Source organism: Streptomyces sp. NBC_01506 (assembly GCF_045040295.1).
GTDB lineage: Bacteria > Actinomycetota > Actinomycetes > Streptomycetales > Streptomycetaceae > Streptomyces.
In genome coordinates, this window is the sequence record NZ_CP109422.1 from 8,070,009 (window position 1) to 8,085,104 (window position 15,096).

Annotated in this window: 12 protein-coding genes; 5 read left to right on the forward strand and 7 right to left on the reverse strand. The window is 69.7% G+C overall.

What is annotated here, in order from left to right:
- Nucleotides 1-16 precede the first annotated feature (16 nt).
- The 7 genes from OG329_RS36225 to OG329_RS36255 form a co-directional block, all read right to left on the reverse strand.
- On the reverse strand, nucleotides 17-505 hold the full coding sequence (locus tag OG329_RS36225) for a Rieske (2Fe-2S) protein (RefSeq protein ID WP_405800890.1): 489 nt from the start codon (nucleotides 503-505) through the stop codon (nucleotides 17-19).
- Nucleotides 506-652: 147 nt separating this feature from the next.
- Nucleotides 653-1,618 carry an endonuclease/exonuclease/phosphatase family protein gene (locus tag OG329_RS36230; protein WP_405800891.1) on the reverse strand — a complete coding sequence of 322 codons (966 nt, stop codon included), beginning with the start codon at nucleotides 1,616-1,618 and terminating at the stop codon, nucleotides 653-655.
- Between the two features lie 60 nt (nucleotides 1,619-1,678).
- Nucleotides 1,679-2,842 (reverse strand): oxygenase MpaB family protein, encoded by a 1,164-nt coding sequence (locus OG329_RS36235; RefSeq protein ID WP_405800892.1) that lies wholly within the window; start codon nucleotides 2,840-2,842, stop codon nucleotides 1,679-1,681.
- A gap of 50 nt (nucleotides 2,843-2,892) precedes the next feature.
- Entirely contained in the window at nucleotides 2,893-3,963 is a 1,071-nt protein-coding gene (locus OG329_RS36240; RefSeq protein WP_405800893.1) for a polyprenyl synthetase family protein, read from the reverse strand.
- Nucleotides 3,956-4,288, reverse strand: a complete 333-nt coding sequence (locus OG329_RS36245; RefSeq protein ID WP_405800895.1) for a hypothetical protein — start codon at nucleotides 4,286-4,288, stop codon at nucleotides 3,956-3,958. Before OG329_RS36245 ends, OG329_RS36240 begins: the two co-directional genes overlap by 8 nt.
- A gap of 153 nt (nucleotides 4,289-4,441) precedes the next feature.
- Complete coding sequence (locus tag OG329_RS36250) at nucleotides 4,442-6,598, reverse strand: Ig-like domain-containing protein (protein WP_405800896.1); 2,157 nt, start codon at nucleotides 6,596-6,598, stop codon at nucleotides 4,442-4,444.
- 164 nt (nucleotides 6,599-6,762) lie between these two features.
- Nucleotides 6,763-8,772, reverse strand: coding sequence for a hypothetical protein (locus tag OG329_RS36255; RefSeq protein WP_405800898.1), 2,010 nt, complete (start codon nucleotides 8,770-8,772; stop codon nucleotides 6,763-6,765).
- Between the two features lie 199 nt (nucleotides 8,773-8,971).
- Here OG329_RS36255 and OG329_RS36260 point away from each other — a divergent pair, with 199 nt between their 5' ends.
- The 5 genes from OG329_RS36260 to OG329_RS36280 are packed head-to-tail and all read left to right on the forward strand — an operon-like array spanning nucleotide 8,972 to nucleotide 14,967.
- A complete protein-coding gene (locus OG329_RS36260; protein WP_405800899.1) occupies nucleotides 8,972-10,318 on the forward strand; it encodes an ABC transporter substrate-binding protein in 1,347 nt (448 codons plus the stop codon).
- Nucleotides 10,315-11,244, forward strand: a complete 930-nt coding sequence (locus OG329_RS36265) for a carbohydrate ABC transporter permease (RefSeq protein ID WP_405800900.1) — start codon at nucleotides 10,315-10,317, stop codon at nucleotides 11,242-11,244. Before OG329_RS36260 ends, OG329_RS36265 begins: the two co-directional genes overlap by 4 nt.
- Nucleotides 11,241-12,119 carry a carbohydrate ABC transporter permease gene (locus tag OG329_RS36270; RefSeq protein WP_405800901.1) on the forward strand — a complete coding sequence of 293 codons (879 nt, stop codon included), beginning with the start codon at nucleotides 11,241-11,243 and terminating at the stop codon, nucleotides 12,117-12,119. The genes OG329_RS36265 and OG329_RS36270 overlap by 4 nt, the downstream gene beginning before the upstream one ends.
- Nucleotides 12,120-12,121: 2 nt before the next feature.
- On the forward strand, nucleotides 12,122-13,972 hold the full coding sequence (locus tag OG329_RS36275; protein ID WP_405800902.1) for a glycoside hydrolase family 36 protein: 1,851 nt from the start codon (nucleotides 12,122-12,124) through the stop codon (nucleotides 13,970-13,972).
- The gene (locus OG329_RS36280; protein ID WP_405800903.1) at nucleotides 13,969-14,967 is read left to right on the forward strand and encodes a LacI family DNA-binding transcriptional regulator; all 999 of its coding nucleotides are present in this window, start codon (nucleotides 13,969-13,971) and stop codon (nucleotides 14,965-14,967) included. The genes OG329_RS36275 and OG329_RS36280 overlap by 4 nt, the downstream gene beginning before the upstream one ends.
- Nucleotides 14,968-15,096: the final 129 nt, after the last annotated feature.

Genomic DNA, 15,096 nt, shown 5'->3' on the forward strand with positions numbered 1-15,096 from the left:
CTCGTCGGCCGCGTGGTCAGGCGAGTCTGATCTCGTCTCCGTCCACCGAGATCGACGCCGCTCCCAACGGCCGGGTGGCGGGGCCCTTCTTCACGCTGCCGTCCGACGCGTCGAACTGACTGTTGTGGCAGGGGCAGGTGATGGTGCCGTTCGAGATGCTCCCGACCGTGCATCCGGAGTGCGTGCACTCGGAGGAGAAGGCCTTGAACTGGCCGGCCGAGGGCTGGGTGACCACGACGCCCTTGGACTCGAAGACCTTGCCGCCGCCCTCCGGGATGTCGCCGGTCCTGGCGAGCACTTCTCCCTGCCCGGCGGAGCCGCCGTCACCGTTGGCGCCGTCGTCCTTGCCCGCCGGTTCCTGAGCGGCCGGCTCCGACGACGAGTCGTCCGAGCCGCAGGCGACGAGTGCCGCGCCGAGGCCGGCCGCGCCCGCCGCCGCCACGACCGTACGGCGCGCCACTGTCCGGCCCGTGGCCGGCCGCGCGGTGCCCTGCGTTCCCGTCATGTCTCTGCTCCCTGTCCGTGGCCGGCTCCGGCGGCCGGTTCTTGAGGGGGTACGCACCGCTGGGACGCGGCGTTCAAGCCCCGGAAGACTTTCTCAAAGTTTCAAGGACTTCCCGGGGAAATCGCCCCTCCGGATCAAGCCGATTCCTCAGCCAAGACCCGTGATCCCGGCGGCGACCGGCAGATGGTCACTGCCGGTCGCGGGCAGCGTGCGGATATGGGCGACGGTCGCCGAGCGGGCCATGACCTGGTCGATCCGCGCCACCGGGAAAGCGGCCGGGAAGCTGAAAGCGAAGCCCCGTTCCGCCGTGTTCATCCGTGACGTCAGCGGGCCCAACCCCCGGTCGTCGACCGTGCCGTTGAGGTCGCCCAGCAGGATCACCGCTCCCGTCCGCTCGGCCGCGACGGCCTCGCCCAGCAGCCCGGCGCTCTCGTCGCGCGAGGACGACGCGAGGCCGCTCACCCCGAAGCGGACGGACGGCAGGTGCGCGACGTACGCCGCGATCTCGCCGTACGGGGAGTGGACCACGGTCCGCAGCCCGCGATTCCACCCTTCCGCGATGGCCCGGGGTTTGATGTCCAGCGGTTGTGTGCCGCTCAGCGGATGCTTCGACCAGAGCCCGACCGTGCCCCGGACCGCATGGTGCGGATAGTCGGCGGCGAGGGTCTTCTCGTAGACCGCCAGCTCCGGGTGCACCAACTCCTGAAGCGCGATGAGATCCGGCTCGGCTTCGGCCAGCGCGCGGGCGGTGCCCGCCGGGTCGGTGTTCTCGTCGCTCACGTTGTGCTGCACCACGACCAGGTCGTACGAGTCGGACGCCGCACCCGGCAGGAACAGCCCGCCGAAGAGATACGTCCACGCCGCCACCGGCAGCAGCACGGCCACCAGCGCGAGGGCCGAACGGCGCAGCAGCGCCAGAGCGAGCAGCACCACGACCGCCACACCGAGCCACGGCAGGAACGCCTCCAGCGAACTGCCCACGTTCCCGGCGACGTTGGGCACGGCCCGGTGGAACACCAGCAGCGCGGCCGTCAGCACCGAGAGCCCGGCGAGCACCCGGCCCCGCGTCCACGGCGACCCGACGCTCGCCGTCCCGTCTGTGTCCTTCACCATGGCTTCCCATCCGCTTGATCGTGTTCATCAAGACGAACAGGCAGGCGGATCAGTTGCCGTTCACGCGCGCACCGTGGGCGCCGGGGGAGTCCAGCGGTGGCCGCGAGGGACGGTGGAGGACAGGCCGTACTCCTTCTTCAACCGCTCAGGAACGGCGTAGTGCATGACGCGGCCACGGGTGAGGGAAGAGAGTTCGAACATGGTGGTGAGGTGGCCGAGGCGATCCAGGGCCCAGGCGCCGAGCGGGGAGTGGTCCTCGACGGTCTCCAGCACGTTCAGGAACATGGGCACCGCCTTGACGAGCGTGTCCCACCGGGTGCGGGGCACCTGAAGCCAGTCGGCGGACGTGTCACCGATCAGATGCCGGATGAGGGCGGAGACGACGGGGTCCAGGAGGGTGCCGGGCACCACTTCCTCGTACAGATCGATCAGTTGGCGGGTGAGATGGGCGCCCTCCTCGCTGGGGCCCATGTGGCGCGTCATGTACAGGTCCGAGAAGTGGCGCGCCGCCTCCAGATCCGGGGGCACATGGGCCTGGTCGACACCGAGCATGGCACCCACCACGCGCCACGCGTAGTAGTACGAATTCGCCCCCTCCGTGCTCATATGGATGCCGAGGCGGTGCAGGGCGTCCAGGACCTGGATGGAGAACATCATCTGCCCGCCGATCATGTCCTCCTGGCAGATCGGCGTGCCCAGGCTCGCCACGTCCCAGCGCCCCTCCCGCGCGAGGTGATGGCGGATCGACGCGTGCAGAAGCCGGACCTTCTGGACGGCGGGGACGAACCGGCTGCCCGCCTCGAAGGCGTCCGGCCGCATGAGATAGACCGTGAACTGCCCGGTCTCGGCCATCCGCTTGGACGGGAAGTTGAGCGAATGGCTCGCCGACAGCAGCTTCGCCACATGCGGTACGAGGAAACACGCGGGCATGGAGGCGAAGGACAGCGCGGTGGAGATGTGCACGTTGTTGTCGATGAAGAACAGCCGCGCTCTCTCCATCTCGTCCCAGTCCACCCACGCGGGCGGGGCGGCGGTCCGGTGCAGATACTCACGGGCCACCTCCGGAAGCCCGTCCGGCAGTGGCTGCCCGACCGTGGAGACGTACCGCATGAGGGTGTTGAACGTGCCCACCTCGCCGCGCTCGAAGAGGGTCGCGACGGTGGCGTCGGCCAGTTCGTCGCCGGTCCGGCGCAGGGCGTCGAGGGACTGTTCGGTGTAGGCCACGGGCGACCCTTTCGGGAGTGGGGGGGCTCAGAAGCGGCGTCGGACGGTGGTCAGTCCGGCCGGCTGGTGGCCGCGGTGGCGAGCCGGGTCAGGGACCGGTGGGCGAGTTCGGGAAGCCCGGCGCCGTCCAGCGCGCCGACCGCGTGCCCGACCCGTTCGGCGATCATGTCCTCGACCCGGGCGCGCGCCCCGGTGCGCTCCACGACGGCCCGTACACGCCGCAGTTGAGGGGCGGTGGGGGAGCGACGCCCGAGGAGACTCGTCAACTCGTCCTGTTCGGCGGGGGTGGCCGCCTGCTGGGCGAGGGCGAGGAGCGCGGTGGGGCGGGCGGCGCGGATGTCGTCGGTGTTCGACTTGCCCGTGGTCGCGGGGTCGCCGAACATACCGATGAGATCGTCCCGCAGTTGGAACGCCTCTCCCAGCGGGAGCCCGTAGTCGGTGAAGACCTCCCGCAGGGAAGGGTCGGCGCCGCCGAGTGCGGCGCCGATGTGCAGAGGATGCTCGACGGTGTACTTCGCCGTCTTGTAGCGGATCACCTTGAGCGATCGCCGTACGTCGGCCGCGCCTTCGGTGTGCAGGATCTCCAGGGCCTCCCCGGCTATCAACTCCCGGGCCAGCACCGCCCACAGGCCCCGGGCCTGCCCCAGATACGCGGCGGGCAGGCCGCAGTCGGTGAACATCTGGCCGGCCCACGACATCAGCAGGTCGCCGGCCAGCATCGCCATCGACCGCGCCCGCGCCTTGCGGCGCGAGGGGGGCGATCCGTCCGCTCCGTGCGCGAACGCCTCGCGCAGGGCCACATGGGCGGTCGGCAGGCCGTGCCGCAGGGCGCTGTCGTCGATGATGTCGTCGTGGACGACGGCGGCGGCGTGGACCAGCTCCATGCTCGCCGCCGCCCGTACCATCGCGTCGCTGTCCGGCTGTCCCGAGGCACGCCAGCCCCAGTAGCAGAACGCCGACCGCAGGCGTTTACCGCGAGCGGTCACGGTTGTCAGTACGTCCACGAGGGGCGCCAGTTCGTCGTCCAGCGCGAGCAGCGCGTCGGCCTCGGCCGCCACGAACCGTTCCAGCTCCCGGTCCACGCGGGACTTCAACGACGTCGGCTCGCAGGGGTCAGACACCGGGGCCGCCGCCGGCGACGCGGCGGTGCGATTGGCGCGCGAGCACTTCCATGTGCGCCTCGCCCCCCGAGCCCGAGCCGTTGCCGTCGCCGCCCCCCAGTTGGTCGCCGAGCCGGTCGATGGCCAGTCGGCCGCGTGCCTGGAGGTCCTGCCGGCCCTGCGCCGCCAGGGCGCCGATGTCCGACCGGCCCAGCAGACCGTTCGCGGCCTTCAGCGCCGACCCGCATGTACTCAGCGCCAGATCGGCCAGACCGGCCAGCAGGAGCACCGGACCGCCCCCGCCGGCACTGTCCCGGTCATGATGGATGCCCTGTGGCACGCGCACCGTCCCCACCCTCCGCCCCGCGGCGGGCACGTCCGTGCCCGCCCCCTGACAGCAGAGTGCCTGGTGGCCGGCGCCCGCGGCCCCGGGATACCCCAACGGGTGATCGCTCGTTCAGATGTGCGGATTCGGGGCTGCGGTCGGGTCTGAGTCGGCCTAGCTCCTCACCACCCTGATCCGGACCGGGTCGGACGCGGCCGCGCGGCCCCCGACCGTGACATGCGCCCGTATCAGCGCCGTACCGTTGCCGACCGCCGTGACAGTGCCGTCCGCACCGACCCTGGCGACCCGGCGGTCGCTGCTCGTGTACGTGACGGTGACGGGATCGGCGCTCTGGTTGTCCTCGTTGCGGGCGAGGTCGTCGCCCGTCACCGTGATCTCGTCCGCGTCCATGTCCCGGCTGTCGATCCGCCGGTTGAAGCCGGCCGCGTAGTCGTTGTCCGCGACCGTGATGTCGTCGGCCCCGTCGAAGGTGAACAGCGGCGCCGGGTAGCTCGCGGGCAGCGTCTCGGCGGTCAGCGCTGTCGTGTCGCCGACGCGCATCGGGTCGGTGCCGCCCTTGAGGGTCACCCACGCGTACCGGTTGACGTCGTTGCCCCTGAAGGTCAGATCACCCACACCACGGCCGGACACCAGGGTGCCCCCGGCCATGTTGAACGTGTTGTCCTCGACCAGCACACCACGGTGCACCGGGGTCCCCGGTACGGTCTCGCGGTTGGTCGGATCGAACCAGATCACCGGGCTGGCGGGCCGGTCGAAGACGTTGTCGCGGATGGTCACGTCGCGCACCGGGCCCGACTCGAACCACTGATAGGCGTCCGAGGAGATGTAGATGCTCGCCATGCTCATACCGTCGAACCGGTTGCCCTCGATCAGGACGGGCCGGCGCGTGGTGACGAGGATGCCGCGCGTCGGCACCGCCTGGAAGATGTTTCCGACGATCTCGACGCTCGGCGTGTACGTGGTGTTCTCGGCGACGTAGTTGTCCGGGCCGGCCGCGATCTCGGCGGGCAGCGGCGCGTCGACGGCGAGCGTCATCTCCCGCAGATAGCTTGCCGGTTCCTCGCCCGGCGGCACCGCCTCGCCGCTCGGACCGTCCACCGCGAGCACGGTCGCGGTGGCGCCGGGCACGGCGAGCATCGTGCGCTTGTCGACCAGCTCCACCTCGTCGCCGGGGTGGAACTGCGGGAAGCCCGCCGTCTCGCGGTGCATATAGCTCAGCTTGAGCGAGTCGGCCTCGGCCGACGTCACCTGGAGGTAAGTGCCGTGCACGTTGATGGGGTCGTCCTGCGGGTTGTCGAAGAGGCTGTTGGAGATCCGGACCTTGCCCTTCACCCCGGACATCTGGATGTGGTCGGCGAAGGCGGAGGTCACCCGGCCCGACTCGCGGTCGGCCTTGAAGTTCACCGAGTCGATCGTGATGTTCTCGCTGAGCTGGCCGACCAGCCCGAACCCGTGGAGATAGCCCAGGTCCAGATGGTCCACCGTGACGTTCTTCGACTCCCAGAACAGACCGCCGGGGGTGTCCCGGGTGGTCTCGCGCATCTGGTAGACGTACCCCCGGTCCGTGGGCGCGGTGGCGTTCTCGTACTCGATCCGCAGCCGGTGGTGACCGATTTCGGTGATGGCCGCGACGTTGTGGAACACCGGATTGTCCGTACGCCAGGTCTTGTTGGCCTTGGGGTCGTGCACCTGCGTGTAGTTGAACGAGTTGGACCCGGTCCAGTACGGCTCACCGGTAGTGGGGCTGCGCTCGCCCCGCCAGTTCACTGTCGTGCCGTCGACGGTGTAGCCGTACGCCTTCGGCACGGTGACGGTGCGATACGCCCGGCCGTCGTCCACTCCCGTGTCGCTCACCGTGAGGTCGACGGTCTTGGGAGCCACCCACTCCTGACGGAAGTCGGTGAACCGCACATCCGTCGAGAGGACGGCGGCGAATATGGTCTGGTACCCATGGTTGACCAGCGTCGATCCGCCGCCGTCGACCACCACGTCGGCCATGTCCTCGATCAGGATGCCGATGTTCTTGGTCTTGACGCTCTGGTCGGTGCCGGAGGTGTTGCTGACGTACAGCTCCCGCTTGGCGGTCCGCTCGGGCCAGATCTGGTACGTGCCCGGCGAGAAGTGGATCGTGGTCGGTCCGTCGACCTTCTTCGCGTGGTCGACGGCGGCGCGGATACCGGCGGCGGAGTCACGCCTGCCGCGCGGATCGGCGCCGAAGTCGGTGACCTCCACGACGGTGCGGCGCGCCCCGTCGGGGCCATCGGTACCGGCGTGCGCCGGCACCACCATGCTGAGGGGAACAGCCAGCACCACCGGAGCCAGCACCCGCGCCCATCGGCCTCGCCTCCGACGCCCGACCCTGACCGCTCGCCCCACGACGGCTCTTCCCACAGCCGCTCCTCTCGCGACGGACCGCCGGCCCGTGTTCGTGTGTTGGTGTGACCCTGCCCAACTACCCGCCGACGTACGGTGGTTCAGCGGACCTCGACCGTCACCGTCCGTCCCCGGCCCACCGACACGGAGGCGTACGTGTACGTCACCCCGTCCACGACCTTGGTCCGCGCCTTGCGCGTCTGACCGTTCACCTTGACCGTGGAGTACCTGCCGGGGAAGCGCGCCTCCCACGAATAGGCCGACCGGCCCGAGGAGTTGGTGAGTGTGGACTTCTTCGCCCCGTCGTGCCGCAGGCTGAACGTGTTGTCGCCGACGGCCAGATCGTCGATCTTCAGCCAGTCCATGCCCGAGGGCAGCCGCGACCCCGTCGTGAGGGCGCGCTGCGGCGCGTTCGGCGTGACACCCATCAGGCCCTCCACGGTCTGGCCGAGCAGCGTGAAGGAGATCTCGGGATAGTCGCCGTTGGTGCCCTGCTTGGCGTTGACGTGCTGGATGTCCTTCTGGTCGTAGACGTATGTCATCCACTTCCAGGCGGTGTCCTGACGGTTGTTGCGGAAGAACGTGTCGGGCAGATACGAGATGGCCTCGATGTTGCCGGGCTTGCCCGCGCCCGACGCCTGCTCGTCGATGTAGTCGAGATACGCCTCGTTGCGCGCGCCCGGCTCGATGATCTGCTTCATCGGCATGAACCAACTGTTCTCCTTGCCCCAGCCGGTCAGCGGCGCGCCGTCGGTGGTGTAGCCGCGCACCATGTCGGCGCCCGAACCGTCCCCGCTCCAGGTCGAGTTGAAGTACTCCTTGAGGGCCTTGGCCTTCTTGTCGTACGCCGCGGCCAGCGCGCGGTCACCCTTGCCGCGGGCGAGTGAGGCCATCGCCAGATACGCCTGGTACTGGGAGCCGATCGCGTCGCCCGCCTCGGCCAGCGGCTCGTCACTCTGCTCGTTGTAGCTGGCGGCGCCCTCGAAGATGCCCTTGCCCGTGCCTTCGGCGACCTTCACGGACCCGTTGTCCTTCAGCCCGTCGTGCAGCTCGACGAACTCGTTCGTGGCGTGCCGGTAGAAGTTCCACAGGGCCGGGTCGTCCACGTACGCGCGGTCGCCGCTCCAGCGGTAGGCCTCCTCGGCCTTCTGTACGAGTTCGAAGGTGGCGGGCACCTCGCGTACGAAGTTGTCGGGCGACTTGTAGTCGATGGACAGATACGTCGTGGCGTCGAAGTTGAGCGCCCACACCGGGTAGTACTTGTGCTCGGCGGTGGCGGAGGCGGCGTACGAGCGCAGCATCGCCTTGTTCTCGGCGTCGAGCCCCAGCACGCTCGCGCCGGCCAACTGGTGGGCCATGTCGCGCGAGTAGTAGCCGCTGCGGTTGGCGTAGCCCGCCCAGTAGGACGGGGCGTAGACGCCCGAGCCGGTGCCGGGCAGGTTGTTCTCGTCCACATTGAGCGGGCCCTCGGTGCCCGGCAGATGGACCCAACTGTTGGCCTTGCGCTTCGACCAGTCGAACATCTCGACGATCTTCGGGTCCGAGGAGCTGATCCGGGGGTCGGCGGGCGACGACGGGGAGACCATCAGGTCGTCGGCGTTGATCCAGCCGTCGCCGGACTCGAAGGCGATCTCCAGTCTGTCGCCCCGGTCGAGGGCGATCCGGCTGAGGGTGTGGCGGCGGTAGGAGGAGGCGCCGGGCAGGGTCTTGGCCGCCACCTCGGTGCCGTTGACGCGTGCGACGTACCGGCCGGCGGGGCCGCCCGTCGAGACCCAGGCCGATATGTCGTACATCCCGCGGCCGCCGGCGGTCACGGTCTGGGAGACCTTCCTGCCCGCCCCCGCGTCGAGGTAGAGCAGCCGTGCGCCGCCGTGCGGGTTGTTGGTGGCGACGCCCGTGCCGGCGGTGAACTCCCAACCGTCGGCGCCCTGTTCGAGGCCGGGGTTGGCGATCGCCAGCAGGGCGGGGGCCTTGGCCGGGGACGGGCCCGCCGTGGGGGAGGCGGGCGAGGCGGGCGAGGCGGGAGCCGCCGAGGCGTGTCCCAGGGTGAGCGGCGTCAGTGACGCCAGCAGTGCGAGTGCGGACAGAAGCGACAGGCGGGCGGGTCTCATCGTCGGAACTCCTGGTCTTCGTTGACGTGGCGGGCGGCACGCTAGCAATGGCTACTGAAGACTTGCAATGAATCTGACGTAGTTGATTGTTTGTCTCAGCAGAAAACTTTCAACTGACCATTGCAAGTTGAGTTGGCGTCTTGCTAGCGTCCCGGCCTGTCAGCTTTGTCAACGGTGCGTGAGCAGGGGTGGGTCAGCCATGGACATCGAACGTCGCAGAGCGCTGCGAATAGGCGGCGCGCTCGCCGCCGGCGCCGGTCTCACCGGCCTCGCCGCCTGCTCGGGCTCGGGCGGCACCGCCGCCGCCGGATCCGCCGGCGCCAAGGACAAGGGCGCGATCACGGTGTGGAGCTGGCAGGGCCCGGCCGCACAACTGAAGGCGCTGGTACCGGAGTTCAACAAGAAGTTCCCGGACATCAAGGTCACGGTCCAGGACATCGGCAACCCGGCGATCTGGGACAAGATCACCACCGCGATGGGGGCCGGCGGCAGCGGCCTCGCCGATGTCCTGCACATCGGCGTCGACTACCTTCCGGGCTACGTCGAGAAGTTCCCGAGCGGCCTCGCGGACCTGGGCCCGCTGGGCGCCGAGAGGTACAAGGGCGCCTTCGCCCAGGGACTGTGGGAGACCGTGTCCGGCAAGGGCGGCAAGGTCAGCGCCCTGCCCTGGGAGGCCAACTCGGCGGGCTTCTACTACCGCGCCGACATCTTCGACAAGGCCGGGGTCGACGCCGACGCCCTGGGCACCTGGGACGAGACCATCGAGGCCGGGAAGAAGATCAAGGAGAAGACCGGCACCCATCTGCTCGGCATCGACAAGCCCGCCTCCGAGGCGGACGCCGCCAACTTCTTCCAACTGCTGCTACAGCTCCAGGGCACCTTCTACTTCAACTCCGGCGGCGACATCACCCTCGATTCCCCCGAGGCCGTCCGCGCCATGACGATCATCAAGACGATGAACGACGCGGGCCTCGTCAGCGATCTGGCCGGCGGCTGGACGGCGCTGGAGACCTCGATCAAGAAGGGCACCGCCGCCGTACTGCCCTGGCCCACCTGGTTCGGCGGGGTCATCGAGGACCTGGTGCCCGAGGAGTCCGGCAAGTGGAAGGTCCGCCTCCCTCCGGCCGTACGCCAGGGCGGCACCAACGCCGCCACAGTCAACTCCACCCACCTCGCCGTCGCGGGCAGCAGCAAGAACCAGGCCGCCGCCTGGACCTTCATCGAGTACGCGCTGACACGCCCCGCCTCCCAGGTCAGGATCTACCGGAACCAGGGCATCGCGCCCGCCCTGATGAAGGCGTACGAGGACGAGATCTTCCACGCCCCGTCGACCTTCTTCAGCGGCCAGAAGAAGGGCGAGATCTTCTACGAGGCCCTGCGCGCCCCGTCACCGGCCTTCAACTACACGGCCGACTACGCCCGCGCGCTCAAGGTCGTCACCGACGCCCAGACCAAGGTGCTGCTCAAGGGCGCCGACCCGGCCACGGTGCTCAAAGCCGCCGCCGACCAACTGGCCAAGCAGACCGGGCGCAAGGTCGTACGATGACCGCCACGCTCGCCGAGGTGGACAAGGGCCGCCCGCCGGCCGGCCCGCCGAGAGCCGCGCGCCGCCTCTGGCAGGGCCGGCGACTGGCCCCGTACCTCTTCGTACTGCCCGCGCTCGCGCTGTTCGCGACGTTCAAGCTCTACCCCATCGGCTGGTCCTTCGTCCTCAGCCTCCACAAGACGATCGACGGGGTAGACACCTTCGTCGGCGCCGACAACTACTCCCGGCTCCTGGACGATCCGCTGTTCTGGACCGCGCTGAAGAACACCGCGATCATCCTCGTCGTCCAGGTCCCCGTGATGCTGGCGCTCGCCACCGGGCTCGCCGTCGCCCTCAACTCCACTCTGCTGCGCGGGCGTTCGGTCTTCCGGCTCGGCTTCTTCATGCCCATGGTCACCGGCCTCGTGGCGTACGGGATCATCTTCTCGGTGCTCCTCAACAAGGAGTACGGGCTGGTCAACTGGCTGCTCTCGGGGATCGGCCTCGACGCCGTACCGTGGCTGACGGACCCGCTGTGGGCGAAGCTCTCCCTGGGCCTCGCGCTGACCTGGCACTACACCGGCTACAACGCGGTGATCCTGCTGGCCAGGCTCCAGACGATCCCCGGCGAGCTGTACGACGCCGCGGCCGTCGACGGGGCCGGGGCCTGGGCGTCCTTCCGGCATGTGACGCTCCCCGGGCTGCGGCCGGCGCTCCTGCTCACCACGGTGCTGTCCACGATCGGCACCCTTCAGATCTTCGACGAGCCCTACATCCTCACCGGCGGCGGGCCCGACAACGCCACGCTCACCATCGGTGTGTATCTGTACCAGAACGCCTTCACGTACTTCGACTTCGGCTACGCGTCGGCCATCGCCTACGCCCTCGCCGTACTGATCGGAATCCTCGGCGTGATCCAGTTCCGTGTGCTGGGAGACAAGCCGTGACCACGACCACGCTGAAGACAGCCAGAACCGCCAGAACTGCCAGAACAGCCAGAGACCGGACGCGCGGCAGAAGCATTCTGCTGACCTCCTCGCTCGCGATCATCCTCGCCGCCGTGGCGATCCCCTTCTACTGGCTGATGATCGCCTCCACCCACAGCTCCGACGACATCTTCGACAGCCCGCCGCCGCTGCTGCCGGGCGGACATCTGGGGGACAACCTCTCCGCGCTCCAGGACTCGGCGCAGTTCGGCCGCGTGATCCTCAACTCCCTGCTGATCGCCACGATTTACACGGTGTGCGCGGCGGCGGTCTGCACGCTGGCCGGCTACGCCTTCGCCAAATACCGCTTCAAGGGCCGCGAAGTACTCTTCGGACTCCTGATGCTCGGCCTCGTCATCCCCAGCCAGGTCACCCTCGTGCCGCTGTTCAAGATGATGGCCGAGCTCCAGTGGCTGGACACCTACCAGGCCGTGATCATGCCCAACCTCGCGCTGCCCTTCGGGATCTTCCTGATGCGCCAGTCGATGGCCGCGCTGCCCGACGAACTCCTCGACTCGGGCCGGATGGACGGCTGCGGTGAACTGCGGCTGTTCCTCAAAGTGGCGCTCCCGCCGATGAAGCCCGGCCTCGCCGCGCTGGCCATCTTCCTCTTCCTCTACCAGTGGAACGACTTCATCTGGCCGCTGATCGTGCTGCGCGACGGGGCCTCCTTCACCATCCCCGTCGCCCTCGCCTCCTTGCAGGGGATCGACAACACGGATTACGGCGCGATCCTCGCGGGCACCTCCATCGCCGCGATTCCCATGGCCATCGTCTTCCTGGCGCTCCAGCGCCACTTCGTCTCCGGCCTGCTCGCCGGTGCCGTGAAGGAGTAAGTGTGCAGTCCGTCCAGACCCCCGGTCAGCCGGAGCCCCTGACCAGGCCCCTCGGCACGGCGCCGGACGCCGGGGCCGTCACCACGGCCGAACTGGCGCCCGCGCCGTACCGGCCGCTCCTCGACGACGTACGGATCGCGGTCCTCGCGCCCGGCGCCGGCGGCCCCGAGCCGTTGTGGGAGCTGACCGAACTCCCCGGCGGCCCGCGGATGTTGTCCGTACACGCCGACGACGCGCCGGTCGAGATCCGGCTCTCCGTGCCCCTGGGCGACGCCGCCGGTTACTGGCATCCGGACGGCGGCTGGCGCCGTACCCTCCTCGCCGACTGGGCGGGCCGGGCGCGGGTGTCGCTGGTCAGCGGACACGCCGCCGGCTGTCTGTACGACCACGCGGGCGCCACGATGCTCGCCTTCGCGGCGGCCGATCCGGTGCCCGAACTGGCGCTGCGGTTCGGGGTCTCCGAGGAGCACGACACCCATGTCGTCCATCTCAGCCTGCCCGCCTCGAATCAGGCGCACCGGCTGCTGTTCGTGCCACGGGCCGAGTCGGTGGCGGCGGCGATGCGGGCCCTGCGGGGCTGGTTCGCCGCCGAGATCACCCCGATGCCGGTGCCGGACTCGGCCCGTACACCTGTGTACTCGACCTGGTACGCCTTCAACCAGGACGTCGACGCCGACTCGGTGGAGACCCAGGCGGCGCTCGCGGCCGAACTCGGCTGCGGCGTGCTGATCCTCGACGACGGCTGGCAGGAGCTGGGCAGCGGGCGCGGCTACGCGGGCTGCGGCGACTGGCGGCCCGACCGCGCCAAGTTCCCCGACTTCGCCGGTCATGTGGCCCGTGTCAGGGACGGTGGACTGCGCTATCTGGTGTGGATCGCGCCGCTGCTGCTCGGCCCGAACGCCGACTGCTTCGAGCGCTGGGCACCGTACGCGCCCGCGCCCGGCAGCACACCCGGCGCCTATGTCCTGGACCCGCGCGTGCCCGAAGTGCGGCGCCATGTCGTCCAGTTGTGCACGCGCGTCGTCGCCGATCACGGGCTCGACGGGCTCAAGATCGACTTTCTGGACGAGGCCATGGTGTACGCGGCCGGCGGCGGTCACCCCTGCCCGGACACGGCGGACATCCCCGACGTGGGCGTGGCCATGACCGCGCTGCTCACCGAAGTCCGGGCGGCCCTGGAGGAGTCGCGCCCCGATCTGCTCATCGAGCTGCGCCAGCCGTACACCGGACCTGGCATGGCTCCGTTCGGCAACATGCTGCGTTCCTTCGACTGCCCGGCCGACGCCACGGCCAACCGGGTCCGCACCCTGGACACCTCGCTGCTCGCCGTCGGCGGCGCCGTCCAGTCCGACATGCTGATGTGGCACCGGGACGCCCCCGTCGAGGCAGCGGCCCGGCAGTTGATCGGTGCCCTGCACTCGGTGCCGCAGATCTCCGTACGCCTCGACCGGATCTCCGCCGAGCAGCGCGAATCGGTGGCCTTCTGGCTCGCCGAATGGCGGCGGCTGCGCGGGGTGCTGCTGGACGGGACCGTCGAGCCGGGGCGCCCTGACGATCTCTACACGCTGGTGGACTCGACGGGGGACGGGATACGTGTCGTGGACGTGCACAGCACGCGCGTCGTGCCCGTGGACCTTTCGGCGTACGGCGAGTTGGTCCTGGTCAACGGCGCCCCGGCCGACCATGTCCGGGTGGAGAACACCGGGCCTCGCGTCACCGTGGAACTGACCGTCCACCATCCGTCCGGCCGTATGATCGACCGGAGCCGGACGAGCCTCGCGGCCGGCCCGCACACACTGCCGGTACCGCGGATGGGACTGGCCACACTGCACATCACGGAAGGCGCGGGATGAAGGTCGGGATCACCGAGATCGCAGCCCGTGCCCAGGTCAGCGAGGCGACCGTCAGCCGGGTGATCAACCGGCGGCAGGGCGTCGCGAAACGGACCAGGGACGCGGTCGAGCAGGCCATGGCCGAACTCGGCTACGAGCGGCCGACGCAGGGTCAACTGGTCGCGGTGGTCACGGAGTTCGTGTCCAACCCGTTCTTCGCCGATGTCGCCGAGCGGCTGGAGTCGGCGCTCGCGCCGCACGGGCTGAAGACCGTCCTGTGCCCCGCCTTTCCCGGCGGGGTGCAGGAGCGCGAGTTCATCACCGCGCTGGCGGACAAGGGCGTCGCGGCCGTCGTCTTCCTGTCGGCGTCCAACACCGTCGAGGGCGCGGACACCGAGACGTACGAGATACTGCGCGCCCGGCGCATCCCCTACGTCGGGATCAACGGCGTCTTCGCGGACGGGGTCCCGGCCCCCGTCTACTCCACCGACGACACCCTCGCCGCCGAACTGGCCGTCGACCACCTCTACCGCCTGGGCCACCGCGCCATCGGTATGGCGTCGGGCCCGGCCGGCAACCACCCCGCAGACCAGCGCGTCCAGGGCTTCCTCAGCTCCATGGCCCGGCGCGGCATCGACAACCCCGGACGCTGGGTGATCCGGCAGTCGTACACGGTCGAGGGCGGCCAGGCGGCGGCCGGGGCGCTGCTCCAGCTCGGCGCCACGGCGATCGTCGCCGCCAGCGACTACATGGCGCTCGGCGCGATCCGTGGCATCCGCCGGCTGGGGCGCTCGGTGCCGGACGACGTGTCGGTGGTGGGCTACGACGGTTCGATGATCACGGAGTTCACCGACCCGCCGCTCACCACCGTCCGCCAGCCCGCGTCCGGTCTCGCCCTGGAGGTCGGCCGGGGGGTGCTGGCGCTGGTCAGCAATCGCGACGTACCGACCGGCGAGCTGCTTTTCGACCCCGAACTGGTCATCCGGTCGACCACGGGCCCGGTGCGCGAAGGGTAACCGCGCGCGACGCCGCCTGGCGTCGCAGTGACGTTTGAGGACGCCCTCTCGCTTGGTTGGGGGAGGGAACGAACAGGGGTTCCCCGCCGGGTGTCCGTGTACGGCTCCCGGACGCGAACGAGTCTTGGG

What these genes read in the sequence shown, in the direction of transcription:
- OG329_RS36265 (WP_405800900.1), top strand. Translation starts at nt 10,315, where the DNA reads ATGACCGCCACGCTCGCCGAGGTGGACAAGGGCCGCCCGCCGGCCGGC.
- OG329_RS36260 (WP_405800899.1), top strand. Translation starts at nt 8,972, where the DNA reads ATGGACATCGAACGTCGCAGAGCGCTGCGAATAGGCGGCGCGCTCGCC.
- OG329_RS36230 (WP_405800891.1), bottom strand. Translation starts at nt 1,618, where the DNA reads ATGGTGAAGGACACAGACGGGACGGCGAGCGTCGGGTCGCCGTGGACG.
- OG329_RS36225 (WP_405800890.1), bottom strand. Translation starts at nt 505, where the DNA reads ATGACGGGAACGCAGGGCACCGCGCGGCCGGCCACGGGCCGGACAGTG.
- OG329_RS36255 (WP_405800898.1), bottom strand. Translation starts at nt 8,772, where the DNA reads ATGAGACCCGCCCGCCTGTCGCTTCTGTCCGCACTCGCACTGCTGGCG.
- OG329_RS36280 (WP_405800903.1), top strand. Translation starts at nt 13,969, where the DNA reads ATGAAGGTCGGGATCACCGAGATCGCAGCCCGTGCCCAGGTCAGCGAG.